Annotated in this window: 22 protein-coding genes; 16 read left to right on the forward strand and 6 right to left on the reverse strand. The window is 63.1% G+C overall.

Translation table 11 applies throughout. The annotated features are described in order from the left end of the window. Positions 1–6 precede the first annotated feature (6 nt). Positions 7–777, reverse strand: a complete 771-nt coding sequence (locus C7441_RS01875; RefSeq protein ID WP_109611457.1) for an IclR family transcriptional regulator domain-containing protein — start codon at positions 775–777, stop codon at positions 7–9. 198 nt (positions 778–975) lie between these two features. Between C7441_RS01875 and C7441_RS01880 the strand changes: the two genes are divergently transcribed. The 5 genes from C7441_RS01880 (at position 976) to C7441_RS01900 (ending at position 5,884) form a co-directional block, all read left to right on the forward strand. Continuing rightward, positions 976–1,692: a 3-oxoacid CoA-transferase subunit A gene (locus C7441_RS01880; protein ID WP_109611458.1), complete on the forward strand. Its 717-nt coding sequence runs from the start codon at positions 976–978 to the stop codon at positions 1,690–1,692. Further along, positions 1,692–2,363: a 3-oxoacid CoA-transferase subunit B gene (locus C7441_RS01885; protein ID WP_019172534.1), complete on the forward strand. Its 672-nt coding sequence runs from the start codon at positions 1,692–1,694 to the stop codon at positions 2,361–2,363. Before C7441_RS01880 ends, C7441_RS01885 begins: the two co-directional genes overlap by 1 nt. Positions 2,364–2,366: 3 nt before the next feature. Beyond that, a complete protein-coding gene (pcaF, locus tag C7441_RS01890) occupies positions 2,367–3,575 on the forward strand; it encodes a 3-oxoadipyl-CoA thiolase (protein WP_109611459.1) in 1,209 nt (402 codons plus the stop codon). A 184-nt stretch (positions 3,576–3,759) separates the two neighbouring features. Next, positions 3,760–4,227: an Lrp/AsnC family transcriptional regulator gene (locus C7441_RS01895; RefSeq protein WP_109611460.1), complete on the forward strand. Its 468-nt coding sequence runs from the start codon at positions 3,760–3,762 to the stop codon at positions 4,225–4,227. A gap of 43 nt (positions 4,228–4,270) precedes the next feature. Beyond that, the gene (locus C7441_RS01900) at positions 4,271–5,884 is read left to right on the forward strand and encodes an aminotransferase class V-fold PLP-dependent enzyme (protein ID WP_210205597.1); all 1,614 of its coding nucleotides are present in this window, start codon (positions 4,271–4,273) and stop codon (positions 5,882–5,884) included. Between the two features lie 20 nt (positions 5,885–5,904). Here the strand turns inward: C7441_RS01900 and C7441_RS01905 are convergent, their stop codons facing one another. The 5 genes from C7441_RS01905 to C7441_RS01925 form a co-directional block, all read right to left on the reverse strand. Beyond that, the gene (locus C7441_RS01905) at positions 5,905–6,978 is read right to left on the reverse strand and encodes an ABC transporter ATP-binding protein (protein WP_109611462.1); all 1,074 of its coding nucleotides are present in this window, start codon (positions 6,976–6,978) and stop codon (positions 5,905–5,907) included. Positions 6,979–7,014: 36 nt separating this feature from the next. Continuing rightward, complete coding sequence (locus tag C7441_RS01910; protein WP_109611463.1) at positions 7,015–8,037, reverse strand: SIS domain-containing protein; 1,023 nt, start codon at positions 8,035–8,037, stop codon at positions 7,015–7,017. Next, complete coding sequence (locus tag C7441_RS01915; RefSeq protein WP_109611464.1) at positions 8,034–8,879, reverse strand: carbohydrate ABC transporter permease; 846 nt, start codon at positions 8,877–8,879, stop codon at positions 8,034–8,036. The genes C7441_RS01910 and C7441_RS01915 overlap by 4 nt, the downstream gene beginning before the upstream one ends. Then, a complete protein-coding gene (locus tag C7441_RS01920; RefSeq protein ID WP_109611465.1) occupies positions 8,879–9,760 on the reverse strand; it encodes a carbohydrate ABC transporter permease in 882 nt (293 codons plus the stop codon). The genes C7441_RS01915 and C7441_RS01920 overlap by 1 nt, the downstream gene beginning before the upstream one ends. 74 nt (positions 9,761–9,834) lie before the next feature. Next, a complete protein-coding gene (locus tag C7441_RS01925) occupies positions 9,835–11,073 on the reverse strand; it encodes an extracellular solute-binding protein (protein ID WP_109611466.1) in 1,239 nt (412 codons plus the stop codon). A gap of 180 nt (positions 11,074–11,253) precedes the next feature. On the opposite strand from C7441_RS01925, the gene C7441_RS01930 reads away from it, so the two are divergent. The 11 genes from C7441_RS01930 (at position 11,254) to C7441_RS01980 (ending at position 24,455) form a co-directional block, all read left to right on the forward strand. Beyond that, positions 11,254–12,468: an ROK family transcriptional regulator gene (locus C7441_RS01930; RefSeq protein ID WP_109611467.1), complete on the forward strand. Its 1,215-nt coding sequence runs from the start codon at positions 11,254–11,256 to the stop codon at positions 12,466–12,468. Positions 12,469–12,591: 123 nt separating this feature from the next. Next, positions 12,592–13,347, forward strand: coding sequence for a YoaK family protein (locus tag C7441_RS01935; protein WP_109611468.1), 756 nt, complete (start codon positions 12,592–12,594; stop codon positions 13,345–13,347). A gap of 256 nt (positions 13,348–13,603) precedes the next feature. Continuing rightward, positions 13,604–14,014 (forward strand): ArsR/SmtB family transcription factor, encoded by a 411-nt coding sequence (locus C7441_RS01940; RefSeq protein WP_244916032.1) that lies wholly within the window; start codon positions 13,604–13,606, stop codon positions 14,012–14,014. 115 nt (positions 14,015–14,129) lie between these two features. Next, positions 14,130–15,281, forward strand: coding sequence for a DJ-1/PfpI family protein (locus C7441_RS01945; protein WP_109611469.1), 1,152 nt, complete (start codon positions 14,130–14,132; stop codon positions 15,279–15,281). 123 nt (positions 15,282–15,404) lie between these two features. Further along, the gene (locus C7441_RS01950; RefSeq protein ID WP_109611609.1) at positions 15,405–16,058 is read left to right on the forward strand and encodes a glutathione S-transferase family protein; all 654 of its coding nucleotides are present in this window, start codon (positions 15,405–15,407) and stop codon (positions 16,056–16,058) included. A 398-nt stretch (positions 16,059–16,456) separates the two neighbouring features. Next, positions 16,457–16,546, forward strand: coding sequence for a K(+)-transporting ATPase subunit F (gene kdpF, locus C7441_RS01955; protein ID WP_019172546.1), 90 nt, complete (start codon positions 16,457–16,459; stop codon positions 16,544–16,546). Between the two features lie 12 nt (positions 16,547–16,558). Beyond that, positions 16,559–18,262 (forward strand): potassium-transporting ATPase subunit KdpA, encoded by a 1,704-nt coding sequence (gene kdpA / locus C7441_RS01960; protein WP_109611470.1) that lies wholly within the window; start codon positions 16,559–16,561, stop codon positions 18,260–18,262. A gap of 22 nt (positions 18,263–18,284) precedes the next feature. Continuing rightward, positions 18,285–20,384, forward strand: a complete 2,100-nt coding sequence (kdpB, locus tag C7441_RS01965) for a potassium-transporting ATPase subunit KdpB (protein ID WP_109611471.1) — start codon at positions 18,285–18,287, stop codon at positions 20,382–20,384. A gap of 13 nt (positions 20,385–20,397) precedes the next feature. Continuing rightward, positions 20,398–20,967, forward strand: a complete 570-nt coding sequence (kdpC, locus tag C7441_RS01970; RefSeq protein WP_109611472.1) for a potassium-transporting ATPase subunit KdpC — start codon at positions 20,398–20,400, stop codon at positions 20,965–20,967. A 108-nt stretch (positions 20,968–21,075) separates the two neighbouring features. Next, complete coding sequence (locus tag C7441_RS01975) at positions 21,076–23,769, forward strand: sensor histidine kinase (protein ID WP_109611473.1); 2,694 nt, start codon at positions 21,076–21,078, stop codon at positions 23,767–23,769. Then, on the forward strand, positions 23,766–24,455 hold the full coding sequence (locus tag C7441_RS01980; protein WP_109611474.1) for a response regulator: 690 nt from the start codon (positions 23,766–23,768) through the stop codon (positions 24,453–24,455). Before C7441_RS01975 ends, C7441_RS01980 begins: the two co-directional genes overlap by 4 nt. Positions 24,456–24,480 lie beyond the last annotated feature (25 nt).

Genomic DNA, 24,480 nt, shown 5'->3' on the forward strand with positions numbered 1-24,480 from the left:
TGGTGCCTACTGCACGAAAAAGTCCTCGATCCGCGCCGCCGTCTGTGTCAGCAGGGGCAGGAAATCGCGCTCCATCTCAGCAACGGAATGGCGCGCAGACTGGGTCGAGACATTGATGGCCGCGACGATCGCACCGGAACGGTCGCGCAGCGGCACCGCAATCGAGCGCAGTCCGATTTCCAGTTCCTCATCAACCAGCGCGTAGCCGTCCCGTTGCACAGTTGCAACGGCTTCGGCAATGCGTTTCGGATCCGTGAGGGTCTTGTCAGTCTTTGGCAGAAGGGCATTGCGGGCAAGGAAAGCATCCACCTCCCCGGGTTCCAGGCCCGAGAGCAGAACACGGCCCATGGCCGTGCAATAGGCCGGCAGATGCGAACCGACATGCAGTTCCAGGTTGACGATGCGCGGACCCGCGACGCGGGCCACATAGACGACATCGTCACCCGACAGGATGGTGGCGGAACAGGACTCCTGCAGTGCGGCTGCCGTGTGGCGCATGAAGGGTTCCGCAAAACCCCAGAGCGAGGTGCCTTGCAACCAGGTGCGCGCCACCGACAGCAGCCGTGGCGAGAGCGCGAACAGCCGGCCGGTCTGCGTAGCATAGCCGGTCGCCACCAGCGTCAGCAGGAAGCGCCGCGCGCCGGCACGCGTCAGCCCGGCTTTTTCGGCGGTTTCGGTGAGCGTAAGCCCGCCTGGATGGGCGGCGAGGATCTCCATCACACCGAGCCCGCGCTCCAGCGAGTTTACATGGTCTCGCGACGCTGCTTCATCGGACATGGGTAATGCCTCCACAGGCGCGGCCGCAGGCCGCAACGCAGGTTGACTCTTCGGAAGTGATCATGGCAAAGTATCGCATATAAAACAAATGTTCGCAATACGAACATTTGTGAAAGCATCGACCCACACAGGGAGACGATGCCTGGGGTTTCTCTCTGCGGCCATCACGGTCGCCAGTTACGATAGGTGAGAGTAACGATGAACAAGATCAGTCCGAGCGTGGAGGATGCGGTCGCCGACATCCAGGACGGCATGGTGGTGATGATTGGCGGTTTCGGCGGAGCCGGCGCGCCGATCGAACTCATTCATGCGCTGGTCGAGCGATATAAGAAGACCGGATCGCCCGGTCGGCTTACCGTCGTGAACAACAATGCCGGCAACGGTGATGTCGGCATCGCGGCCATGATCTATGCGGGCATGGTTGCCAGGATGGTCTGCTCGTTCCCGCGTTCGTCCGATCCCAGGGCATTCACGGAAAAATATCTCGCGGGCGAAATCGAACTCGAACTGGTGCCGCAGGGCACGCTGGCCGAGCGCATCCGCGCTGGCGGCGCGGGCATTCCTGCCTTTTACACGCCGACTAGCTACGGCACTCTGGTTGCGGACGGCAAGCCCGTCGCCGAATTCGAAGGCCGCAAATACGTTCAGGAGCGCTGGCTGAAGGCGGACGTGGCGCTGCTCAAGGCCGAACTGGCCGACCGCAAGGGCAATCTCACCTACCACATGGCGGCGCGCAATTTCTCGCCGCTGATGGCGACGGCGGCGGCGACCACCATCGTGCAGGCAAGCCGCGTCGTGGAGCCCGGCGGTATCGATCCCGAGCATATCGTGACGCCGGGCATTTTCGTGAACCGGATCGTGGAAGTTGCAAGCCCGAAGCAGGAAGAAGCTCTGTTGCGCGAGGTGACCAAGTGATGACGGCCAAACTGACGAACGCGCAGATTGCATGGCGTGCTGCGCAGGACATTCCCGACGGCGCCTATGTCAACCTCGGCATCGGCTTTCCCGAGATGGTCGCCAAGTTCAAGCCCGATGGCCGCGAGGTGATCTATCACACCGAAAACGGCATCCTCGATTTCGGCGAGGCACCGCCTGCCGGCCAGGAGGACTGGGACCTGATCAACGCCGGCAAGAAGGCCGTCACGCTCAATCCGGGAGCTTCCTTCTTCCACCATGCCGACAGCTTTGCCATGGTGCGCGGCGGGCATCTGGATGTCGCCATCCTGGGCGCCTACGAGGTTGCCGAGAACGGCGATCTGGCGAACTGGAGCACGGGGCCGGGCTCGGTGCCGGCCGTGGGCGGCGCGATGGACCTCGTGCATGGCGCCAAGCGGGTTTGCGTCATCACCGACCACGTCACCAAGCATGGGAAGCCGAAGCTTCTGAAACAGTGTCGTCTGCCGCTGACCGGCGTCGGCTGCGTGACGACGGTTTATACAAGCCTCGCCGTGCTCGACATCGTCGACGCGCGCTTCGTTCTTCGCGAAAAGCTGCCGAGCATCAGTCTCGATGAACTCCAGGCCTTGACCGAAGCCACGCTTGTGGTCGAAGGCAGCGTCAAAGATCTCGTCGTTCCGGAGGTATAAAATATGGCCGACGCCTATATCTGTGACTACATCCGCACGCCCATCGGCCGTTTCGGCGGCTCGCTGTCTTCGGTACGCGCCGACGATCTTGGCGCGATCCCGCTGAAGGCGCTGGTCGAGCGCAATGCCTCCGTCGATTGGGCCGCTGTGGACGACGTTATCTATGGCTGCGCCAACCAGGCGGGTGAGGACAACCGCAACGTCGCGCGCATGGCATCGCTGCTGGCCGGCCTGCCCATCGAAGTGCCGGGCACGACGATGAACCGCCTGTGCGGCTCGGGCATGGATGCCGTCATCACCGCCGCGCGCGCCATCAAGGCCGGCGAGGCCGAGCTGATGATCGCCGGCGGCGTGGAATCGATGAGCCGCGCGCCCTTCGTCATGCCCAAGGCCGATACCGCGTTTTCGCGCAACGCGGAAATCTACGACACCACCATCGGCTGGCGTTTCATCAACCCGCTGATGAAGAAACAGTATGGCGTCGATTCCATGCCGGAAACCGGCGAGAACGTCGCCGCGGACTTTTCCGTCAGCCGTGCCGACCAGGACGCCTTCGCCGTGCGCAGCCAGGCCAAGGCCGTGGCCGCGCAGGAAAACGGACGACTGGCGAAGGAAATTACGCCTGTGACGATCCCGCAGCGCAAGGGTGATCCGGTGGTTGTCGCCAAAGACGAGCATCCGCGTGCTGGCACCACCCTCGAAGCACTGGCCAGGCTGGGAACGCCTTTCAAGAAGGAAGGCGGCACGGTGACGGCCGGCAACGCCTCGGGTGTCAATGACGGCGCGGCCGCCCTCATCGTGGCCTCGGAGGCCGCGATCAGGAAATATGGCCTGACGCCGATTGCCCGCATCATTGGCGGCGCAACCGCCGGCGTTGCCCCGCGCATCATGGGCATGGGCCCGGCACCGGCAACGAAGAAGCTGTGCGCCCGGCTCGGCATCAAACCGTCCGACTTCGATGTCATCGAACTCAATGAAGCATTCGCCTCCCAGGGCATCGCCGTGCTGCGCGACCTCGGCATTTCCGAGGACGCGGAACATGTGAACCCGAATGGCGGTGCGATCGCTCTGGGCCATCCGCTCGGCATGTCGGGCGCGCGCATTTCAGGCACGGCCGCACTTGAGCTGAAGGAGCGCGGCGGCAAGCTGGCGCTGGCCACCATGTGCATCGGCGTCGGACAGGGCATCGCGATCGCGCTCGAGCGCGTCTGAGCCCGAATCGAACTATCCGCTTTCAGGGAGCCCGGCGTCATCGACGCCGGGCTTTTTCATTGCGCCGGATGCCTTGTGCGCCTTTGCGTCCCGCTCGGAATTAGGCGGCTTGTTTCCGTTTCAATGGAAATCGAAGTCGGCTAGAAATGTTCATCCTATCATTTTCACGTTTTTGAGGTGAACCATGCAAGTTGACGACTTCGATAAAAAGATTCTTTGCGAAATCCAGAAGGATGCTAGTCTATCCGTATCAGCCATCGCCGAGCGCGTCAGTCTTTCGCCGACGCCATGCTGGCGGCGGCTGCAGCGGCTGGAGCGCGAAGGGTTCATCGACGGGCGGGTGACGCTTTTGAACCAGGAGCGCGTCGGGCTCGAACTGACGGTCTTCGTGATGATCCGAACCAACCAGCACAACAGGGCATGGCTGGAACGTTTCAATGCGGCTGTCGGCAAGTTCCCGGAGATTGTCGAGGTGAACCGGCTGGCGGGCGAATACGACTATCTGCTCAAGGTCATCACCAGGAACAACGCCGCTTACGACACCTTCTACAAGAACTTCATCGATGAGATCGAACTGAGTGATGTCACGTCCTGCTTCTCCATGGAACAGATCAAATACTCGACCGAACTGCCCCTCGGCGTCATCGCCTGACGGGTTGGTGGAGAAGATCAGGCAAGGTGTTGTTGGCGAAGGGATGCGCATCGACGGGCCGTTCGGCCCGCGTCCGCTGGTCTATGCCGACTACGTCGCCTCGGGCCGGGCGCTGACTTTCGTGGAAGATGCGGTGCGCGACCTCGTGCTGCCCTTTTATGGCAACACCCACACCGAAACATCCTTCACCGGGCGCGAGACAACGCGACTGCGCGAAATGGCGCGTGCGGCGGTCAGGCGTGCGGTGGGCGCGGGACCGCGGCATGCCGTGATTTTCTCCGGATCGGGCGCGACCGGCGCGATCGACAAGCTGATCCGCGCGATGGGGCTTTATGCTCCGGCGACGCTGCGCGCAAAGACGCGAGGGCAGGGCGAGGCCTCCCGGCCCGTAGTCTTCGTCGGGCCTTATGAGCATCACTCCAACGACCTGCAATGGCGCGAGGCGCTGGTGGACGTCGAGCGCGTTCCCCTCGACGCGGAAGGCCAGATCTGCCTCGATACGCTGGAACGGCTGCTGGTGAAGCACGAAGGCCGCGAAAGGAAGATCGGCGCGTTTTCGGCCGCCTCCAACGTCACGGGCATCAAGACCGACATGCGCAGGCTGGCAGCACTTCTGCATCGACATGGCGCGCTGTTTTTCTGCGACTATGCCGCCGGTGCGCCTTACATGGACATCGACATGGCCGAGAGCGCGCCGGGCGCGGGCGACCATATCGACGCCGCGTTCCTCTCGCCGCACAAGTTCATCGGCGGGCCGGGCGCGTCGGGTCTGCTGATTGCCGACCGTGCGCTGCTGTGCGGCACGGTGCCATCCATCGCCGGGGGCGGCACGGTCGCTTACGTCACCGCGGACCATCACGTCTTCGTTGCGGACGCGGAACGCCGCGAGGAAGCCGGAACGCCCAATATCGTCGGCGACATCCGCGCCGGCATCGCGCTGGAGTTGAAATCGAGCGTCGGCGCACAGGAGATCGAACGGCGCGAAGGCGTCATCGTCGACAAGGTCATGCAGGCGTTTCTGGCCGAACCGGCCATCGATGTGCTCGGTTCGCCGACGGCAAGCCGTGCCGGCATCTTCGCCTTCAATATCCGCGCCGGGGGCAAGACCTTGCATCACGGCTTCGTCACCGCACTGCTGAACGACCTGTTCGGCATCCAGGCACGCGCCGGCTGTTCCTGCGCCGGGCCCTATGCGCACGACCTGCTGGCCATTCCGGCGGGGCAGGCTGAACGACACGAGGCACTGGTGGCCGGCGGCGAAAGCCTGCTGCGCCCCGGCTGGGTACGGCTCGGCTTCAACTACTTCTTCAACGAAGAGACGGTGGCCTACATCATCTCGGCGGTGCGCTTCATCGCGCAGCGTGGTGCCGATTTCCTGCCGCTCTACGAGGTGGACGCCAAGGCCGGCCTGTGGCGCGTAGTCGATGCTCCGCTTCGCGAAGCGGCAGCTATTTCCGAACTGGGCGACATCTGGTCGGGTAAGGCCATGCCACCCTCGACTGACGATGCACCCGATTTCTCCGCCTGCCTGCGGCTTGCACAGGAACTGGCGGATACCGCCGGTGGGAATGCGGACGCTCAAAATAGCCTGAGCAGCGAGGCCGAGGCGCTGCGCTGGTTTTGGATGCCAGGCGAGGCGGTGACAACGGCAGCGTAAGCTGCAACGCCGGCAAGAAGCTACAGCCGCTTGCCGGTTTCCTTGTCGAAGACGTGGACGGCACCGGCGTCGAAACCGAAACGGCGAGGCGACCCAACCTCTATGCCGGACTTCGGGGGCAGGGTGGCGGTGATACGCTGCGCTCCCACCATCGCGTTGACGACGAGTTCCGGCCCGGTCAGTTCCACCACGTCAACGGCTGCCTCAAGGGCCAGCACTTCACCGTCCGAAGCCAGGCGCAGATTTTCCGGGCGGATACCCAGCACCAGATTCTGATCGGGCTTGCCCTTGGCAGCGGCTTCGACTGGCAATGGAATGGCGACTTCGGAGCCTTCGACGCGAGCCATGCCACCTTCGATGCGCGCATCGAGCATGTTCATGGAGGGCGAGCCGACGAAACCGGCAACATAGAGCGTGGCCGGCCGCTCATAAATTTCGGCCGGCGTTGCAAGCTGCTCGATCTGGCCGTTGCGCATCACAGCAATGCGGGTGGCGAGCGTCATCGCCTCGATCTGGTCGTGCGTGACATAAACCACCGTAGTGCCGAGCATCTGGTGCAGACGCTTCAGTTCGGTGCGCATTTCCATGCGCAGCTTGGCGTCGAGATTGGACAGCGGCTCGTCGAACAGGAACACCTGCGGGTTGCGCACCAGAGCGCGGCCGATGGCGACGCGCTGGCGCTGGCCACCGGAAAGCTCGGATGGCCGGCGTTCGAGCAGGTTTTCGATCTGCAGGATCTTTGCGGCCTTCTTCACCGCCTCGGCGCGTTCGGCCGCCGGCACTTTGCGCATCTCCAGCGCAAAGCCGATATTCCGCGCCACCGTCAAATTCGGATAAAGCGCATAGGACTGGAACACCATGGCGATGTCGCGGTCCTTGGGATGCACGCCGACAACGGAACGTCCATCGATGTGCACGTCGCCCGCTGTCGGCTCAGCAAGCCCGGCGATTATGTTGAGCAGGGTGGACTTGCCGCAGCCCGAAGGTCCCAGCAGAACCAGAAACTCGCCGCTCTCCAGAGACAGGTCGATGCCCTTCAGCGTGTCGACCGTGCCGTAGCGCTTGCGCACGCCGATGATATCCAGGGCGCTCAACGGCTTTCTCCGCTGATGGTGTGCAGGGTCATGGGACTACTCGACCTTGGTGATCTTGGAGGAACGCACCGGCGTTCCGACGTCGGCCACGCGATGCGAGGCGAAAGCCAGCATGAAGCGTTGCGCGGCCGGCAGCAATGCGAAGATCGCAGCGGCGCCGGATGCGGCGTCCACCTTCATGGTCTCGATGCCGGCAACCGGCGCTTCGCCCGAGGCATCGAACACGACCACGGGAGAACCGGCTTGCGCCGCCGAAACGGCCATGCGCGCGACGAGTTCAGAGGTCGTGTCGGCGGCCCGGAACAGCACCACGCCGATATCGGGTCCCAGCATCTCCATCGGCCCGTGGCGCAACTGGCCGCCTTCGAGCGAGAAGCAGGGTATGCGCGACAATTCGGTGAGGCCAAGCGCGATGGCCTCTGCGATGCCCTGCGTGCGGCGGCCGGACGTGACGATAGCCGAAACATTGGCCAGCGACGCGGCGGCTGCGTCGATGGAAGCGGCGGATGGGTTCTTGAGAATTTGCACCGCCTGCGTAGGGTCGGCGCCAAGCTCGGCCAGCACCGCCAGATGCAGCGCGAAGCTGATGGTGAGACTGCGCGTGGCTGCGAAAGCCTGTTCGTTTCCGCCGGCGCCGACGAGGCATGGCACGGTCCTTGCGAGACTGGAATTGCCGTCGAGCGTGAGACCAAAGGTGTTTTCCGGTACACCGGCTTCGGTGAACCAGCGCAGCACCTCGGCACTTTCGCCCGACTGCGAGGTGACGAGAATAGTTCGACCCGACAATGGCAGCGGCTGGCCGAGTTGTTCGGACAGCGGCACGGCGACGGCATCGATGCCAAGATCGCGGTAGAGCGGCTCGACCGCGCGGCCCACCGCGTGCGAGCCGCCCATGCCGAGCAGGAGCAGGCGGCCGGTGGCGCGCAACGCCTCGGCGATCTTTTCAGCGACCGGCTTTGCCGCCTCGAAGGAGGCGATGGCGTCGGCGTTCTGCCGGGCCATTTCGTATTCGATGGCGATCAGGCCCGCGGGGCGTTCGTTTCCTGCTGTCACTGTCATCCCTTGACGCCGCCTTGTGTCAGCCCCGAAATCAGGGCGCGCTGCATGAACAGGCCGATCAGTACCGGCGGCAAGGCGGCAAGCACGCCGGCCGTCGCGATCAGGCCATAGTCGGACACCCGGCCGCCGGCGAGGTCGGCGATCGCCACCGTCAGGGTCTTGGCCCTGAGGTCGGAGGTGAAGAGCAGGGCATAGAAGAACTCGTCCCACGCAAGCAGGAAGGCAAAAAGCGCGGCGGTGGCCATCACGGGTGCCGCGAGCGGCAGCGTGATGAGCCTCAGGATCTGGTCGAGCCGCGCGCCATCTATCATCGCAGCACTTTCGATCTCGCGCGGAATAGCGTCGAAGCCGGATTTCAGGAGCCAGGTGGTGAAAGGCGCAAGGATGGTAAGATAAACCAACGCCAGCCCGTACACGGTGTTGAGCAAGCCGAGTGCCGCAAGCGCCATATAAAGCGGCACGGCCAGCGCCACAGGCGGCAGCATATAGGTGGCGATCACCGCATAGAGAGACCAGCCGACTTTGGGCGTGCGCGACACGGCCCAGGCGGCGGGGATGGCCACAAGAAGCGCTGCAACCGTCGCCATGCCGGCAACCCGCAAACTGTTGAACAGCGCCGCCACGAAGGCTGCGCCTTCGGTATTGGTCACAGCCGTCAGCAGGCGGGTGTAGCGCGACAGATCGACCGTTTCGGGCCACCAGTTCAGCGGTTTGGAAATGAGGTCGGTGGTGGAGGAAATGCTCATGATGAACAGCCAGGCCACCGGCGCAAGGATGACCGCTGCCAGCAGCAGCGCGCATATGTGGATCAGGATGGTGACGAAAAGACTGCGGCGTTCCATCAGCGTGCCCCTGCGGTTCTGCGGATGACGGCCGCGTAGATAACGGCAAGGACAGTCACCATCAGCGTGACCATCAGCGCCAGCGATGCGCCGGACCCCGCCCGCTGGAACGAGAACGCCTCCTGGTAGACGAGGATCGACAGGGTGCGCGTCGAGTTGGCGGGGCCGCCGCGCGTCATCACCCAGATGATGTCGAACACCTTGAAGGCCTCGATGGTGCGCAGCACCAGCGCCACCATAAGTGGGCCGGCGAGATAGGGCAGGATGACGAAACGGAAGCGCGACCATGCGCCGGCCCCGTCCACCATGGCCGCCGAGGTGATGTCGCGCGGCACGGCTTGCAATGCGGCGAGAGCGATCAGCGCGACAAGCGGAAAGTTCTTCCAGGTGTCGGCGAGGATGAGGGCGGCCAGTGCGGTTCCCGGCTCACCCAGCCAGGAGCGATAGGCGTCGAGCACACCAATCTGCGTCAGCGCGGCGTTGAGAGCGCCATATTCGGGATTGTAGATCAGCCGCCAGAGCGTGGCGTTGACCACCGTGGGCAGTGCCCAGGGCAGGATCATCAGCGCGCGCAGCACGGCGCGGCCGTGGAATTGCTGGTTGAGCAGAAGGGCGGCGGCGACGCCCACCACCATCTCGGCCGCGACCGAGATGACCGCAAACCACGTGGTGGTGACCAACGCGCGCTGGAAACCTGTATTCGACAGCATCTTCACATAGTTGGCGATGCCGACGAAATTTCCGGACGTGCCCACCAGCTTGGCGTCGGTGAAGGAAAGCCGCACCGTGTCCACCAGCGGCCAGCCGATAACGGCCACCATGACGATCAGCAGAGGCAGCATCAGCAGCCATGCGCGCATGTTGACCCAGGCAGTGGACATTGAGCGGTTCCGATAATCCCTAAATAAAAGCGGGCGACGTTCAGCAACGCCGCCCGCGAATTCAGCCTACGTCATCAAAGGCCGCTGTTTTCAGCAGCGGTATTCAGCGCATCTTCCGGCGTAGCCTGCCCGAGCAGCGCTTCCTGAATGGCAAGCTGCAGCGCGGTCGACAGCTCCTGATATTTCGGCGTCGTCGGGCGCGGATACATGGCCGCCAGCGCCACCTTGGCCGCGGCGATCATGTCTTCCTGGCCTTCGGCAACGGCCGGATCCTCATAGGACGAAGTCCAGATCGGCAGGCTGAGCTTGGCATAGGCGTTCTGCGTCGCCTGCGAAGTCATGAACTCGATATACTTCCAGGCCTCGTCGGGGTGCTTGCTGGTGGTGGTGATGCCAAGGCCCATGGAGCCGTTGACGGCCGAAACCTCGCTCTTGCCTTCGACGCCCGGCGCCGGCACGACGCCAACCTTGCCGGCCACCTTGCTGTCCTTGGGATCGTTGGCCATGTTGTACATGTAAGTCCAGTTCAGCGCGAAGGCGGCTTCGCCGTTCTGGAACACGCGGCGTACGTCTTCCTCCAGGAATTCCTTCGAGTTTGGATTGGTAAGACCGGACTTGTAGGAATCGACCATATAGTTGAGCGCATCCAGCCCGCCGTCGGTCTGGAAGGCCGGCTTGCCGTCCTTCAGGAATTCGCCCTTATAAGCACTGACCAGCGTGGTGTAGTCGCAGATCACGGCCTCGGCCTGCGACCAGCTCCAGGAAATCGGCGTGTCGAGGATGCCCTTTTCCTTGATCGTCTTGGCCTGTTCGGCAAGCTCGTCCCAGGTCTTCGGCGGGTTCGTGATGCCGGCTTTCTCAAGGATTTCCTTGTTATAGAAGAGATACTTCGTGTCGAGGATCCACGGCAGGCCGTAGCGCTTGCCCTCATATTCGACCGTGGTCCATGCGCCCGGCAGTACCCCGTCCTTCATGTCAGGCGTGATGCGATCGCTCACATCCACCAGCACATTGTTGGCGGCATATTCAGCCGGCCAGATGACGTCGAACAGCACGACGTCGTAGCCACCGCCCGAACCCTGCGCCAGCACGGTCTTGTCGTGCAGCCCTTCATAGGGGACGAATTCGAGATTGACCGTCACATCCGGATTGGCCTTGGTGAAGGCTTCGGTCATGGCGCGGACATCGGCCTCGCTATAGGCGGCCTGCGCCATGAACAAGGCATTGAGCTTGGTTTCGGCATGTGCCGCGCCGGCAAATGCCGCGGTGAAAAGCGTTGCGCCCAGCAGCGCAGTCTTGATCGGCTTCAGCATAATTACTCCTCCCGGCCGTTACTGACCTTTTCTCCCTCAGTGTTCATCAACATGGTTGGCGAGGCAACCGCATCCGGCACAATCCCAGACCATCACATGAAAACAAGTGCGCTCCCCATTAAATCAATTGTCTTGAAATATTCCTTGATGAATATTGAAAACCTGTCAAGAGGGTTGTCGATGAGCGAGATGCGGCAGATCCGGGCAAAGAGCGGCACCAACCTGGGGGGTGCGAGCGCGCACAACCGCAGGGTCATCATCGACGCCTTGCGGGTGAACGGCGCCTTGTCGCGGGCCGACCTCGCACGTGCCACGCGACTGACTCCGCAGACCGTTTCGAACATCATCGAGGAACTGTCGCGCGACGGGCTGGTGACGTCGCGGGAGATCGTTCGCAGGGGCAGGGGGCAGCCCGCCACGCCCTACCAGTTGGTGGCCAAAGGCGCTTTTGCCATCGGCCTCCAGATCGATCGTCATGTGACGCGCGTGGTGGTGGTCAACCTGCTGGGCGAGGCGCTGGTGAAGATGGAGGCGAAACTGCCGAAAGATGGCCCGGCGCAAGGCGTGAAGGCAGTGCTTGGCCTCGTCGGTCAGGCGCGCGATGCGCTGCGCCGGATCGATCCGCAGGCCGACGAGCGGCTGGTCGGCCTTAGCATCGCCATGCCGGGTCCATTCGACATCGACACCGATTATGGCGATCCCTGGATGATGACGGCCTGGCAGGCCTTTCCGCTGGTTGAGACCATCTCCGCTGAAACCGGCCTTGAAGTGGTCGTGCAGAACGACTCCGCGGCTGCTGCCGTCGCCGAGAAAATGGTTGGCGCCGCGCACGGGCTCGACCACGCCATCTGCATCTTCCTCGGCTATGGCCTTGGCGCCGGCCTGATCGTCAATGGCGAACTCTATGGCGGCGCCTATGGCAATGCCGGCGAGATCGGCATGATGCTGGCGCTCGCGCCCCGAGACGCCGGCATTGCTCCGCTGGAGCACGTGGCCTCGATCGCCTCGCTGTGCAAGGCGCTGGACATCGACCCGGCGGATCCCGACCTGTCCGAAACAGTCGTCCATGCCCTCGACCAGGCCGACCCGCGCATGCTGGACTGGCTCGCCAGGGCGGCCGAGCGACTGCGCTGGACCGTGCAGCTTCTGGAATCGACCTTCGATCCGCAAACGATCATCCTGTGCAGCAGTGCGCCACGGATGCTGGTCGAGCAACTGGTGGCGCGCATGCATCCGCTGCTGCCATCGGTCTCGGAACGGCGCGAGCGCTTTCCGCAGGCCCGCCTCCAGTCCGGCCTCGGCGACCGCTGGGCCGTGGCGCTGGGCGCTGCCGCCGAGCCAATCTCCCGCGCTTTCGATCCACGCTTCTCGGCCATCATGAAATCCCGGCTGTGATGGCTGCCGCGCAAGATTCGGTGCTGGTGGGCAACGCAACGGTGCGCCTGAATACAATTGATGACAAACCGATGAGAAAAATGTTCCGCTGAGCCGTGCGAAGCAAAAATATCGGGAATAGGGATGGCTGGCAGCGACGAAGCGAAACTGGAACCGACCCCAAAAGCATCCTCGAACATGACCGGACGCTCAGAGAGTCAGGAGGTGATCCCCCAGCCGCTGCGATTTGGGATAGGTGTTATCTTGACGGCGCTGGCGGGGTTCATCGACGCGGTCGGCTTCATCGAGCTTGGCGGTTTTTTCGCATCGTTCATGAGCGGCGCGAGCATTTCCCTTGGCGTCAATGCAAGCACGATGCACGCGGACGCTGTGTACCATGCGCTTCTTCTGGTCACTATCTTTGTCGTTGCGGCTACGGCTTCGAGCGTGATTTCCGGTATGATCCGGCCATGGGGAATACCGGCGGCCATTGCGCTGGAAGGCACCTGCCTTTCAGGCGCGCTTCTGATGATCGAGAGCAACTGGCCCTCGTCCCTCTCCATCATGCCTGTAGTGGCTGCCATGGGCGTCCAGAACACAGCGTTGCAACCCATCCGCGGAATTCGCCTCGGCGTCACCTTCATGACCGGCACGCTGGTCAGCCTGAGTCAGGCATTGGGAGGGTCCGTGACCGGAAACGCACGGCCGTGGAGTTGGACGCCTCACGCGCTGATCTGGTGCTTGTTTGTTGCAGGGGCCGCGGCCGGAGCCGTGTTCCATAAAGAATATGGCTTTGCCGCGATTGCCGCTCCCACGCTGGCGGTCTGGCTTCTGGGACTCTCCGCTTTCATCGCGGTGCTTCTGGCCGTTCGAAAGGAAAAGGCCCCGGAAGGGGCTTAGATTGCCGACGGCATTCCTCATCAGGCGGCAATCGTTATATTATTGCAAATATATTGTGTCTCGACTTTTCGCCAAACCTCACGCCGTAAACGATGTGATTTGAAACGGGCAGCGGGCAGAATTTGGCTTGTACGAGCACGGATGATAGCGCCCGGCTTGCTCTTCGCCCATTTTCAGCTTGCGTTTCCGGGCTAGTGATATATTCACATAAATATATCGCATACGAGATTTTGCAGAGCTATCTCCAGGGCCTGCCATGCTGACGAACTTTCTTGATATGGGCGAACGTCCATTTGGCGAGCCTCGACCACGGAGGCATTCGGCGCAGGCGCCGAATGCCGACCTGACCTCGGCGGCTGCCGGCTTCGACAGCCTGGCCGCATGGGCGGCAAAGGTCAGCGACGTCTTGAAGGCTGCCGCTCATGAAGGGCGTTTTCTTGTCCTGCGCCTTCTCGCCGACGGCGAAAAATCGGTGTCCGAACTGGAAGAAATCATGACCCTTCCCCAGTCGGTGGTTTCGCAGCACCTTGCCCGGCTTCGCCACGACGGACTGGTGAAAGCCAGACGGGAAGGGAGGATTGTCTACTACTCTCTCGCGAACGCCGAGAGCGCGGCGATGATCTCTGTGTTTTGTCGGTATGGAGGCCTTCAGGGACCAACGCCTTGAAAGCCGACCGAGGGTCAAACCCCGCCACATCCGACCAATTGACTCTTCGTCGATGCAAGTATCCGATGACGGACGTTCTCATGCACTCGGTTCCTTCATCAGGAGACACCCGGTCATGTCGAAATCCATCTTCGTCTGGGGTGGGGTCGCCCTAATCCTCCTGTCCATGGCGGGCTTTGCAGGCTGGGTGCTGAGCCTGCCGGCAGCGACGGCGGGCATGGAGGCGCCGCCGGTGCCGCGGGAAGAGGCGAACGCCATGCTGGCTTCGCTCAGGCCGACCAAACGGGAGCGGCCGCTGGTCGCCATCATCGGCCTCAACGATGCCACGGAAACGACCGACTATATCGTGCCGGCGGGCATCCTGCGCCGCGCTGATGTGGCTGACGTGACGATGCTGGCAGCGGCGTCAGGCCCGGTGCAGCTCTTTCCCGCACTTCAGGTCGAGCCGGATGCAACCATCGCGGCATTCGATGCCGCGCATCCCGAAGGAGCGGACTATGTCATCGTGCCGGCCATGAGCCGGGATGACGATCCGGCTGTGATCGCCTGGCTCAGAGACCAGGCGCAAAAGGGCGCGAAGATCATCGGCATCTGCGCTGGCGCCAAGGTCGTCGCGGCGGCCGGGTTGCTCAACGGGAAACGCGCAACGACACACTGGTACTATCTTGATGAAATGCTCAAGCGTGATCAGACCATCGACTATGTCGCAAACCGGCGGCTGGTCTCGGACGAAGGCGTGACGACGACGACCGGCGTTACCGCGTCCATGCCGATGATGCTGACGCTGATCGAGGCGATGGCGGGACGGGCGAAGGCGGAAGCGGTCGCGCACGATCTCGGCCTCGAACGATGGGATTCGCGGCATGCGAGCGGCGCGTTCAGGCTCACGCGCCCATTTGCGATGACCGTGCTCGCCAACAGGCTGGCCTTTTGGAACCGGGAAGAATTCGGCGTTTCTCTCGAACCGGGCATGGACGAGGTATCGCTTGCCTTCGTTGCCGACGCATGGTCGCGAACCTACCGGTCACATGCGACAACCCACGCAGCCGCACCGGATTCGGTGGAGAGCCGGAACGGCGTGCGCATCATTCCCGACCGAACAGGCACCAACTGGCCGGAAGACCGGCGCGTCTCGACCTTTTCCGGCGGGAAGCCGGCCGAAGTTCTCGACCAAACGCTTGAGGCGATCGCGGTGCGCTACGGCGAGGCCACAACCAATGTGGTCACCATGCAACTCGAATATCCGGGGCCCGCACCGGAGAAATGAAAGAGCCTTCATTTATTCCGATGCGATGTCGAATTCGCCTGACTCCGTCCGTCATTACTATATCAGCCCGGAAAACTGTCACTGAAACCGCTGACGGAAGGAGCACCTGTCATGTCGCGCGCGATGATCCCAACCATCACAGCTTTTGCAAGGTCGCCCGATCGGGGCAGGGGTCTGGCGCGTGATATGCGCGTTCGGTGGGCGCTTGAAGAAGTGGGGCAGCCCTATGACGTTCGTCTTCTCTCCTTCGAAGCGATGAAGGAACCCGCGCATCTCGCGCGGCATCCATTCGGACAAATACCGACCTATGAAGAAGGCGATCTCATCCTGTTCGAGTCTGGAGCGATCGTGCTTCACATAGCGGAACGTCACCCGGGTCTGCTGCCGGACGATGCGAATGCGCGGATGCGCGTGATCGCCTGGATGTTTGCCGCGCTCAACACCGTGGAGCCGCCGATCTTCGAGCGCAGCCTCGCCAACATCCTGGAGCGCGACGAGCCCTGGTACGAGCAGCGCCTGCAGGTCCTCGAGGCGAACATCCGAAAGCGTCTGGGCGATCTTTCCAGTCGCCTTGACGATGCCGAGTGGCTGGATGGCGCGTTCAGCGCCGGCGACCTGCTGATGGTGACGGTGCTGCGCAGATTGGAGGGATCGGGCATGTTGGAAGAGTATCCGAACCTGTCCACCTACGTCGCGCGCGGCAAGGCGCGGCCCGCCTACCAGCGTGCATTCGACGCGCAACTGGCGGTTTTCACCGGCGTGTCAGCGACCGACTGACAGAGATCCGGTCCAGTCAAGACATAAGCATCGAGCCTTGCGCGTTGAACGGCTGCTCTCGCTCAACGCGTTCGGCAGATGGTGCCCGGCGTCCGCTTTGGGGCGGTCATCCGTGGCGCGTGTCCGATCGTCTTCTCTTCGAAAGGGCCGTCATAAAGCCGATCCATATATGAAAATACTATGAGGGGCGCCTGCGGCCACGCTCGAAAATATATGCATCCCGGCCCAATCTCCCGTGCACAACACAGGTCATGCGCGCTGCCTGATCCCGGCATCATGCATGAGCACACGGAGAACGGCTCGATGAGCGACGTGATCTTGCTGGCAATCGGCCTCGGCTTCTTCGCCCTTCTGGTTCTCTACGGCATTGCCAGCGAAAAGCTTTGAGGAAAACCCCGATGTTATTCGACTATGCGGCAGGCGGCCTGGTGGCCGCACTTATCCTTGTTTATCTCGTCTACGCGCTCTTGCGCCCCGAACATTTCTGAGGCCCGCCGATCATGACACTTTACGGCTGGTTCCAGATAGCGATCTTCTGCGCCGTCGTCATCGCGCTGGTGAGGCCGCTCGGCGGTTACATGACGCGCGTCATGGCAGGTGAGCGCACCTTGCTCTCGCCTGTGCTGCGGCCCGTGGAGAGGCTGCTCTACGCCGCCGGCGGCGTGGACGAGCGACAGGAGCAGCACTGGCTGACTTACACCCTGGCGATGCTGGCCTTCAACGCGGCCGGCTTCGTCCTGCTTTTTGCATTGCAGAGGCTGCAGGGCGCGCTGCTGCTCAATCCGATGCAGATGGCCGGCGTTTCACCCAGTTCCGCCTTCAACACCGCCGTCAGTTTCGTCACCAACACCAACTGGCAGGGCTATGGTGGCGAAGGCACGATGAGCTACCTCGTGCAGATGGCAGGGCTGACGGTGCAGAATTTCGTCTCGGCCGCCACCGGTATCGCCATCGCCATGGCGCTGATCCGCGGCTTCTCGCGTGCCTCTGCGCGCTCGGTCGGCAATTTCTGGACCGACCTCGTCCGTTGCGTGCTCTATGTCCTTCTGCCGCTCTCTCTCCTGTGCGCGATCTTCTATGTCAGCCAGGGCGTCACCCAGACGCTCGGAGCCTATGTCGATGCGACCACCCTTGAGGGTACGAAGCAGACGATCGCGGTCGGTCCGACGGCATCCCAGCTTGCCATCAAGATGCTTGGCACCAATGGCGGCGGCTTCTTCAATGCCAACTCGGCGCATCCCTTTGAAAACCCGACTGCGTTGACCAACCTCGTCCAGATGGTTTCGATCTTCGCTATCGGCGCGGCCCTCACCAATGTCTTTGGCCGCATGGTCGGCAACGAGCGCCAGGGCTGGGCGATCTTTGCAGCCATGGGGGTGCTGTTTGTCGCCGGCGTTGCCGTGGCCTACTGGGCCGAGGCAAACGGCAATCCGGCCTTCGCCGCCTTCGGAATTGACGGCGGCAACATGGAGGGCAAAGAGGTCCGCTTCGGCATCGCCGCCTCCGCGCTGTTCGCCGTGGTCACGACGGCCGCCTCCTGCGGTGCTGTCAACGCCATGATGGACAGCTTCATGCCGCTCGGCGGCTTGATCCCGCTCATCAACATGCAGCTTGGCGAGGTTATCATCGGCGGTGTCGGCGCCGGCCTCTACGGCATGCTGCTGTTTGTCATCCTGACGATTTTCATCGCCGGGCTGATGGTCGGCCGCACACCTGAATATCTCGGCAAGAAGATCGAGGCCAGGGAGGTCAAGATGACGATGCTGGCGGTGCTGTCGCTGCCGCTTTCCATTCTCGGGTTCACCGCGGTCGCGGTCATGCTGCCGACCGGCCTGGCCTCCATCGCCAATGCTGGCCCGCACGGCTACTCCGAGGTTCTCTATGCCTACACATCGGGTACGGCCAACAATGGCAGCGCGCTCGCCGGGCTCAACGCCGCCACGCCCTGGTATGACATCAGCATCGGTTTTGCCATGCTGATGGGTCGCTTCCTCGTAATCGTACCGGTGATGGCTATCGCCGGGTCGCTGACGGCGAAGAAGAGCGTGCCCGCCTCCATCGGCACATTCCCGACCGACGGCGGACTGTTCATCGGACTTCTGGTCGGCGTCGTGCTGATCGTCGGCGGCCTGACCTATTTCCCGGCGCTCGCGGTGGGTCCCGTGGTCGAGCATCTGTCGATGCTTGCAGGGCAGTCCTTCTGAGCGGCCGTCACAGGAGCACATCATGTCAAAACCCGCAGAAACCGGCGTCTTTGATCCGCAGATCGTGTGGCCGGCGATCGGCCACGCTTTCGCCAAGCTTCACCCGATGGTCCAGATCAGGAACCCGGTCATGTTCGTGGTCGAAATGGGAGCAGTGCTAACCACGCTGATCTTCCTGCGCGACCTTGTTACCGGCAGCGGGCATCTGGCCTTTTCCTTCCAGGTCATTCTCTGGCTGTGGTTCACGGTGCTTTTCGCCAATTTCGCCGAGGCGGTCGCCGAGGGACGAGGCAAGGCCCAGGCCGATGCGCTGCGCAAGGCGCGTACCCAGACAGACGCCAAGCTCCTCGCGCCGGACAGCCATTCGAGCTACGAGATCGTCCCTGCGACCAGCCTCAAGGTCGGTGACGTCGTGATCGTCGAGGCCGGCGACATCATCCCTTCGGACGGCGAGGTGATCGAGGGTATCGCTTCCGTAAACGAGGCGGCGATCACCGGTGAATCCGCGCCTGTGATCCGCGAATCCGGCGGCGACCGTTCCGCCGTCACCGGCGGAACGCAGGTGCTGTCCGACCAGATCAGGGTGCGCATCACGGCCGCTGCCGGCTCGACCTTTCTCGACCGCATGATCGCGCTCGTCGAAGGTGCGCAGCGCCAGAAGACGCCCAACGAGATCGCGCTCAACATCCTGCTGGCCGGCATGACCATCATTTTCGTGCTGGCGGTGGCCACCATTCCCAGCTTCGCCGCCTATGCCGGCGGGGCTATCCCGATCGTGTCGCTGGTGGCATTGTTCGTCACCCTGATCCCGACCACCATCGGCGCGTTGCTGTCGGCCATCGGCATCGCCGGTATGAACCGGCTGGTGCGCTTCAACGTGCTTGCCATGTCGGGCCGGGCTGTGGAGGCGGCGGGCGACGTCGATACCCTGCTGCTCGACAAGACCGGCACCATAACCCTCGGCAACCGGCAGGCGACCGAGTTCCTGCCGCTGCACGGCATCGATGAACGCGAACTTGCCGACGCCGCGCAGCTTTCCTCGCTGGCCGACGAGACGCCCGAGGGCCGTTCCATCGTCGTGCTGGCAAAGGAGAAATACGGCATTCGCGGCCGGGACATGGGCGAACTGCATGCGCATTTCGTACCATTCAGCGCCCAGACGCGAATGAGTGGCATAGACATTGACGGCAGTTCCATCCGCAAGGGCGCGGTGGATTCGATGCTCGCCTGTGTCGGGGGTTCAAGCCCCGTCCCGACCCTTCCCGGCACGGCCATGCGCGCATCCGGGACAGTCGTGGTCACAGCGGCGGTGCGCGAACTTCGGGAGATCACCGATCGGGTGGCCAAGTCTGGCGGCACTCCGCTGGCCGTCGCGCGCGACGGCAGGCTGCTCGGCATCGTCCACCTCAAGGATATCGTCAAGGGCGGCATTCGCGAGCGTTTCGCGGCCCTGCGCCATATGGGCATCCGCACGGTGATGATTACCGGCGACAATCCCATGACGGCGGCGGCGATCGCCGCGGAAGCCGGCGTCGACGACTTTCTCGCCCAGGCAACGCCGGAGAACAAGCTCGAACTGATCCGCACCGAGCAGGCAAAGGGCAAGCTGGTCGCCATGTGCGGCGACGGGACAAACGATGCGCCGGCCCTCGCTCAGGCCGATGTCGGCGTCGCCATGAACACCGGCACCATGGCCGCGCGCGAGGCCGGCAACATGGTGGACCTCGACAGCGACCCGACCAAGCTGATCGAGGTGGTGGAAATCGGCAAGCAATTGTTGATGACGCGTGGCTCGCTGACGACTTTCTCGATCGCCAATGACGTCGCCAAATACTTCGCCATCATTCCGGCGATGTTCGTGGCCTTCTATCCGCAGCTCCAGGCGCTCAACATCATGCGGCTGAGTTCCCCGCAAAGCGCCATCCTCTCGGCCATCATCTTCAACGCGCTCATCATCGTGGCGCTGATCCCGCTCGCACTGAAGGGGGTTAAATACCGGCCCATCGGCGCGGGGGCACTGCTGCGCCGCAATCTTCTCATCTACGGCCTCGGAGGCGTCATCATCCCCTTCGTCGGCATCAAGGCGATCGACATCGCCATAAGCGCAATCGGACTTTCCTGAAGGACGCCGCAAGATGCTCAATCACATCCGCCCCGCGCTCGTCATGCTTACGGCATTTGTCGTCATCACCGGGCTGGCCTATCCGCTGGTCGTGACCGGCATCGCCCAGATGGCTTTTCCGACACAGGCGAACGGCAGCCTGATCGAACGCGACGGCCATGTCGCTGGCTCCGCGCTGATCGCTCAGGCGTTCACCGGCGACCGCTATTTCCATCCCCGCCCTTCGGCCGCCGGCAACGGCTATGACGCCGCGGCCTCCGGCGGATCCAATCTCGGCCCCACCAGCAAGAAGCTGATCACCCGCGTCGAGGACGATGCCGCTGTGCTCGCCGCGCAAAATCCAGGAGCGCCGGTCCCTGTCGATCTGGTGACCACATCGGGCAGCGGGCTCGATCCGCACATCTCGCCGCAGGCCGCGCTCTTCCAGGTGTCGCGCGTGGCAAAGGCGCGCGGCCTGTCCGAGGACGCGGTGCGCGCGATCGTGGACGCTCATGTCGAACCGCGCCAGTTGGGCCTGTTCGGCGAGCCGGTGGTGAATGTGCTGTTGCTCAATCTTGCCCTGGACGAGACAGGCTCACAATGAGCGCACGGTCCAGGTAGCGTCGATATTGCCTGACCTGACTACAGCGGCAATGCCCATCTGGGCATTTGCCGCCTTCGGCATGTAAAAAGGGCAGGGGAGCGGAAGACGATGGCGAACCAGAACAGTGAAGGTAACCGACCCGATCCCGAAGCACTGCTCAACGAAGCGTCTCGGGAGACGCGCGGTCATTTCAAGGTTTTCCTCGGCGCCGCCCCCGGTGTCGGCAAGACCTATGAGATGTTGCTGAGCGCTGCCGCGCGCAGGCGCGAGGGCGTGGACGTCGTCATCGGCGTGGTCGAGACGCATGGTCGCGCCGAGACCGAAGCTCTTCTCGCCGGCTTTGAGGTGCTGCCGAGACGAACCGTGGAGTACAGGGGGCGGCGGCTGGAGGAGATGGACCTCGACAGCGTGCTCGCCCGTCGGCCGCAGCTCGCCCTGGTCGATGAACTGGCCCACAGCAACGCACCGGGCAGCCGGCATCTCAAGCGCTATCTGGATGTTGAGGAACTGCTTGCCGCAGGCATCGACGTCTACACGACCGTCAATATCCAGCACCTGGAAAGCCTGAACGATATCGTCGCCCAGATTACCGGCATCAGGGTGCGCGAAACCGTCCCTGACGCCTTCCTCGACCGTGCCGACGAGATCGAGGTGATCGACATCACTCCCGCCGATCTGATGCAGCGGCTGCGGGAAGGCAAGGTCTATGTTCCGCAGGCGGCCGAGCGGGCGCTGGCGCATTATTTCTCGCCAGGCAACCTGACGGCGCTGCGCGAACTGGCTTTGAGGCGCACGGCCGAGCGCGTCGACCAGCAATTGCTGACACACATGCAGGCGCACGCCATAAAAGGTCCCTGGGCGGCGGGAGACCGTGTTCTGGTGGTGGTCAACGAGCACCCGAAGGCGGCCGCACTGGTGCGCTATACCCGCCGCATGGCCGAGCGGCTGCAGGGACCATGGACGGCGCTCTATGTCGAAACCTCGCGGGCGATGCGCCTTGCCGAGCCGGCGCGCGACCGCATCGCCGAAGCGCTGCGGCTTGCCGAGCGCCTCGGCGGCGATGCCGTCACGATCCCCGGCAACGAGCTTGCCCGAGAGATCCTGGACTACGCGGCCAGGAACAATTTCAGCCATATCGTCATCGGCAAGAGCGAACGCTCCCGCCTGCACGAATGGCTTTTCGGATCGATCACCCATGAGATCGCGCGGCGCGCGGGCAACATTTCCGTGCATATCATTTCAGGCAGCGGAGGCGATGCCCCGCATGCCGCGACTGTGGCCACGCGGGCGCCGGCGACGCCATTCGATTCCCAGCCTTATCTTGCCTCCTGCGGGCTGGTCGGCATCGCGCTGGGTTGCGGCATTCTGCTCAGCCGGGTCCTCGAAGTGCAGAACGTCGCCCTTGTCTTTCTCACTGCGGTGCTGGTCAGCGCCGTCACGTTCGGTCTTCGCGCGGCGCTGTTTTCCAGCCTGCTCAGTGTCTTTGCCTTCAACTTCTTTTTCCTGCCGCCCTATTACAGCTTCACGATCTCCGATCCCGAAAACGTGGTGGCGCTGTTCTTCTTCCTCATCGTGGCGCTGGTTGCCAGCAACCTGACCGCGAGCGTGCGCAACCAGGCCCTGATGGCGCGCAGCCGGGCAAGGACCACGGAAGAGCTCTATCGTTTCAGCGCCAAGCTTGCCGGCATCGCCTCGCTCGATGACCTGCTGTGGGTGATCGCGTCACAGGTCGCCTCGATGCTGAAGGTGCGCGTGGTGCTTTTCCTGCCGGACAATGGCGCACTTGAGCTCAAGGCTGCATGGCCCCCCGAGGATGTGGCCGAAGAGGCCGATCTGGCCGCCGCGAAATGGTCGTGGGAAAGCAACCAGCCGGCCGGGCGCGGCGCCGATACGCTGCCGGGCGCACAACGCTTGTTCCTGCCATTGCGCACCGGCCGCGGTCCGGTCGCGGTGATCGGCATCGACAGCGACAAGCCCGGCCCGATCCTGACGCCCGACGAGCGGCGCCTGCTCGATGCGCTGTCCGATCAGGCGGCGCTGGCGATCGAAAGGATCAACCTCGCAACCGACTTCGACAACGCCATGCGGGCAGCCGAGCGCGAAAAGCTGCGCGCCGCACTTCTCACCTCGATATCGCACGACCTTCGCACCCCGCTTGCGTCAATCCTTGGCGCAGCCGACAGTCTGGCCACCTTGCCCAATCTTCCACAAAGGGACCGTGACGCGCTTTTATCGACCATTCAGGAAGAATCCGAACGGCTGAACCGTTTCATCGCCAACCTGCTCGACATGACCAAACTGGAATCCGGCGCGATCGAGCCGAACATGGGGCTGGAGGATATAAGCGAACTGGTGGGTGCGGCATTGCGGCGGGCTGAAAATATCCTTGTCGAGCACCATGTCGAAACCAGCCTGACGCCAGACCTCCCGCTGGTCCGGCTCGATGCGGTGCTGTTCGAGCAGGTGCTTTTCAACCTGCTGGACAATGCCGCCAAATATGCCCCATCAGGCTCGACCATACGGATACGGGGCTGGCGGGCTGGCGGCTCGGTGAAGCTGCAGGTGCTGGACGCGGGCGGCGGGATTCCAGGGGCCGACCTCGATCGCATCTTCGACAAATTCTACAGGGTCAGCAAAAGCGACAGCCAGCGTGCCGGAACCGGGCTTGGGCTTGCCATCTGTCGGGGCTTCGTGGAAGCGATGGGGGGCTCTGTCGAAGCCGACAACCTCGACGGTGGCGGGGCGGTCTTCACGATAACGCTGCCGGTCCCGGAAGACGAAAGGATAAGCGTCACCCCATGAACGCCGTTGCCACGAATATTCTGGTGGTCGATGACGAACCGGCAATCCGGCGTCTCTTACGCACGAGCCTGTCCTCACAAGACTTCAGGGTTCAGGAGGCGGCCGACGGCAGGCAGGCGCTTGCCGAGATCGAGCGCTCTCACCCTGACCTCATCATTCTCGATCTTGGCCTGCCGGATATTTCGGGGCTCGATCTGATCCGCATTCTGAGGACGGGCGGCAACCCCGTGCCGATCCTGGTCCTGTCAAGCAGGGTCGATGAAAAGGGCAAGGTCGAGGCGCTCGACCTTGGCGCCGATGACTACGTCACGAAGCCGTTCGGCACGGCTGAGCTATTCGCCCGCATCCGCGCCGCGCTCCGGCACCGGCTGCAGCAGCAGGGCGAGCAACCCGTCTTCCAGAACGGCGACCTGTCGGTCGATCTGGTGCGGCGGATCGTACGCGTGCGCGGGGCGGAAGTTAAACTTTCGCCGAAGGAATACGACATATTGCGCCTGCTGGTTGCCCACGCCGGTAAGATACTGACCCACCGGATGCTGATGAGCGAGGTGTGGGGCGGAGAAACCGACGTGCAGTATCTGCGCATCTACATCCGACAGCTTCGCCAGAAGATCGAGGCCAGCCCCGAGCGGCCACGGTACATCCTGACCGAGACAGGCGTCGGTTACCGCCTTAACGTCGATTGATCGCGAACAGGCTGGCTGCCGCGAC

It is taken from the genome of Pseudaminobacter salicylatoxidans (assembly GCF_003148475.1).
Lineage (GTDB): Bacteria > Pseudomonadota > Alphaproteobacteria > Rhizobiales > Rhizobiaceae > Pseudaminobacter > Pseudaminobacter salicylatoxidans.

Bases quoted from the DNA above. Each gene is read 5' to 3' on its own strand.
- C7441_RS01875 (WP_109611457.1), bottom strand. From the start codon at position 777: ATGTCCGATGAAGCAGCGTCGCGAGACCATGTAAACTCGCTGGAGCGC.
- C7441_RS01880 (WP_109611458.1), top strand. From the start codon at position 976: ATGAACAAGATCAGTCCGAGCGTGGAGGATGCGGTCGCCGACATCCAG.
- C7441_RS01885 (WP_019172534.1), top strand. From the start codon at position 1,692: ATGACGGCCAAACTGACGAACGCGCAGATTGCATGGCGTGCTGCGCAG.
- pcaF (WP_109611459.1), top strand. From the start codon at position 2,367: ATGGCCGACGCCTATATCTGTGACTACATCCGCACGCCCATCGGCCGT.
- C7441_RS01895 (WP_109611460.1), top strand. From the start codon at position 3,760: ATGCAAGTTGACGACTTCGATAAAAAGATTCTTTGCGAAATCCAGAAG.
- C7441_RS01900 (WP_210205597.1), top strand. From the start codon at position 4,271: ATGCGCATCGACGGGCCGTTCGGCCCGCGTCCGCTGGTCTATGCCGAC.
- C7441_RS01910 (WP_109611463.1), bottom strand. From the start codon at position 8,037: ATGACAGTGACAGCAGGAAACGAACGCCCCGCGGGCCTGATCGCCATC.
- C7441_RS01915 (WP_109611464.1), bottom strand. From the start codon at position 8,879: ATGGAACGCCGCAGTCTTTTCGTCACCATCCTGATCCACATATGCGCG.
- C7441_RS01920 (WP_109611465.1), bottom strand. From the start codon at position 9,760: ATGTCCACTGCCTGGGTCAACATGCGCGCATGGCTGCTGATGCTGCCT.
- C7441_RS01925 (WP_109611466.1), bottom strand. From the start codon at position 11,073: ATGCTGAAGCCGATCAAGACTGCGCTGCTGGGCGCAACGCTTTTCACC.
- C7441_RS01930 (WP_109611467.1), top strand. From the start codon at position 11,254: ATGAGCGAGATGCGGCAGATCCGGGCAAAGAGCGGCACCAACCTGGGG.
- C7441_RS01935 (WP_109611468.1), top strand. From the start codon at position 12,592: ATGGCTGGCAGCGACGAAGCGAAACTGGAACCGACCCCAAAAGCATCC.
- C7441_RS01940 (WP_244916032.1), top strand. From the start codon at position 13,604: ATGCTGACGAACTTTCTTGATATGGGCGAACGTCCATTTGGCGAGCCT.
- C7441_RS01945 (WP_109611469.1), top strand. From the start codon at position 14,130: ATGTCGAAATCCATCTTCGTCTGGGGTGGGGTCGCCCTAATCCTCCTG.
- C7441_RS01950 (WP_109611609.1), top strand. From the start codon at position 15,405: ATGATCCCAACCATCACAGCTTTTGCAAGGTCGCCCGATCGGGGCAGG.
- kdpF (WP_019172546.1), top strand. From the start codon at position 16,457: ATGTTATTCGACTATGCGGCAGGCGGCCTGGTGGCCGCACTTATCCTT.
- kdpA (WP_109611470.1), top strand. From the start codon at position 16,559: ATGACACTTTACGGCTGGTTCCAGATAGCGATCTTCTGCGCCGTCGTC.
- kdpB (WP_109611471.1), top strand. From the start codon at position 18,285: ATGTCAAAACCCGCAGAAACCGGCGTCTTTGATCCGCAGATCGTGTGG.
- kdpC (WP_109611472.1), top strand. From the start codon at position 20,398: ATGCTCAATCACATCCGCCCCGCGCTCGTCATGCTTACGGCATTTGTC.
- C7441_RS01975 (WP_109611473.1), top strand. From the start codon at position 21,076: ATGGCGAACCAGAACAGTGAAGGTAACCGACCCGATCCCGAAGCACTG.
- C7441_RS01980 (WP_109611474.1), top strand. From the start codon at position 23,766: ATGAACGCCGTTGCCACGAATATTCTGGTGGTCGATGACGAACCGGCA.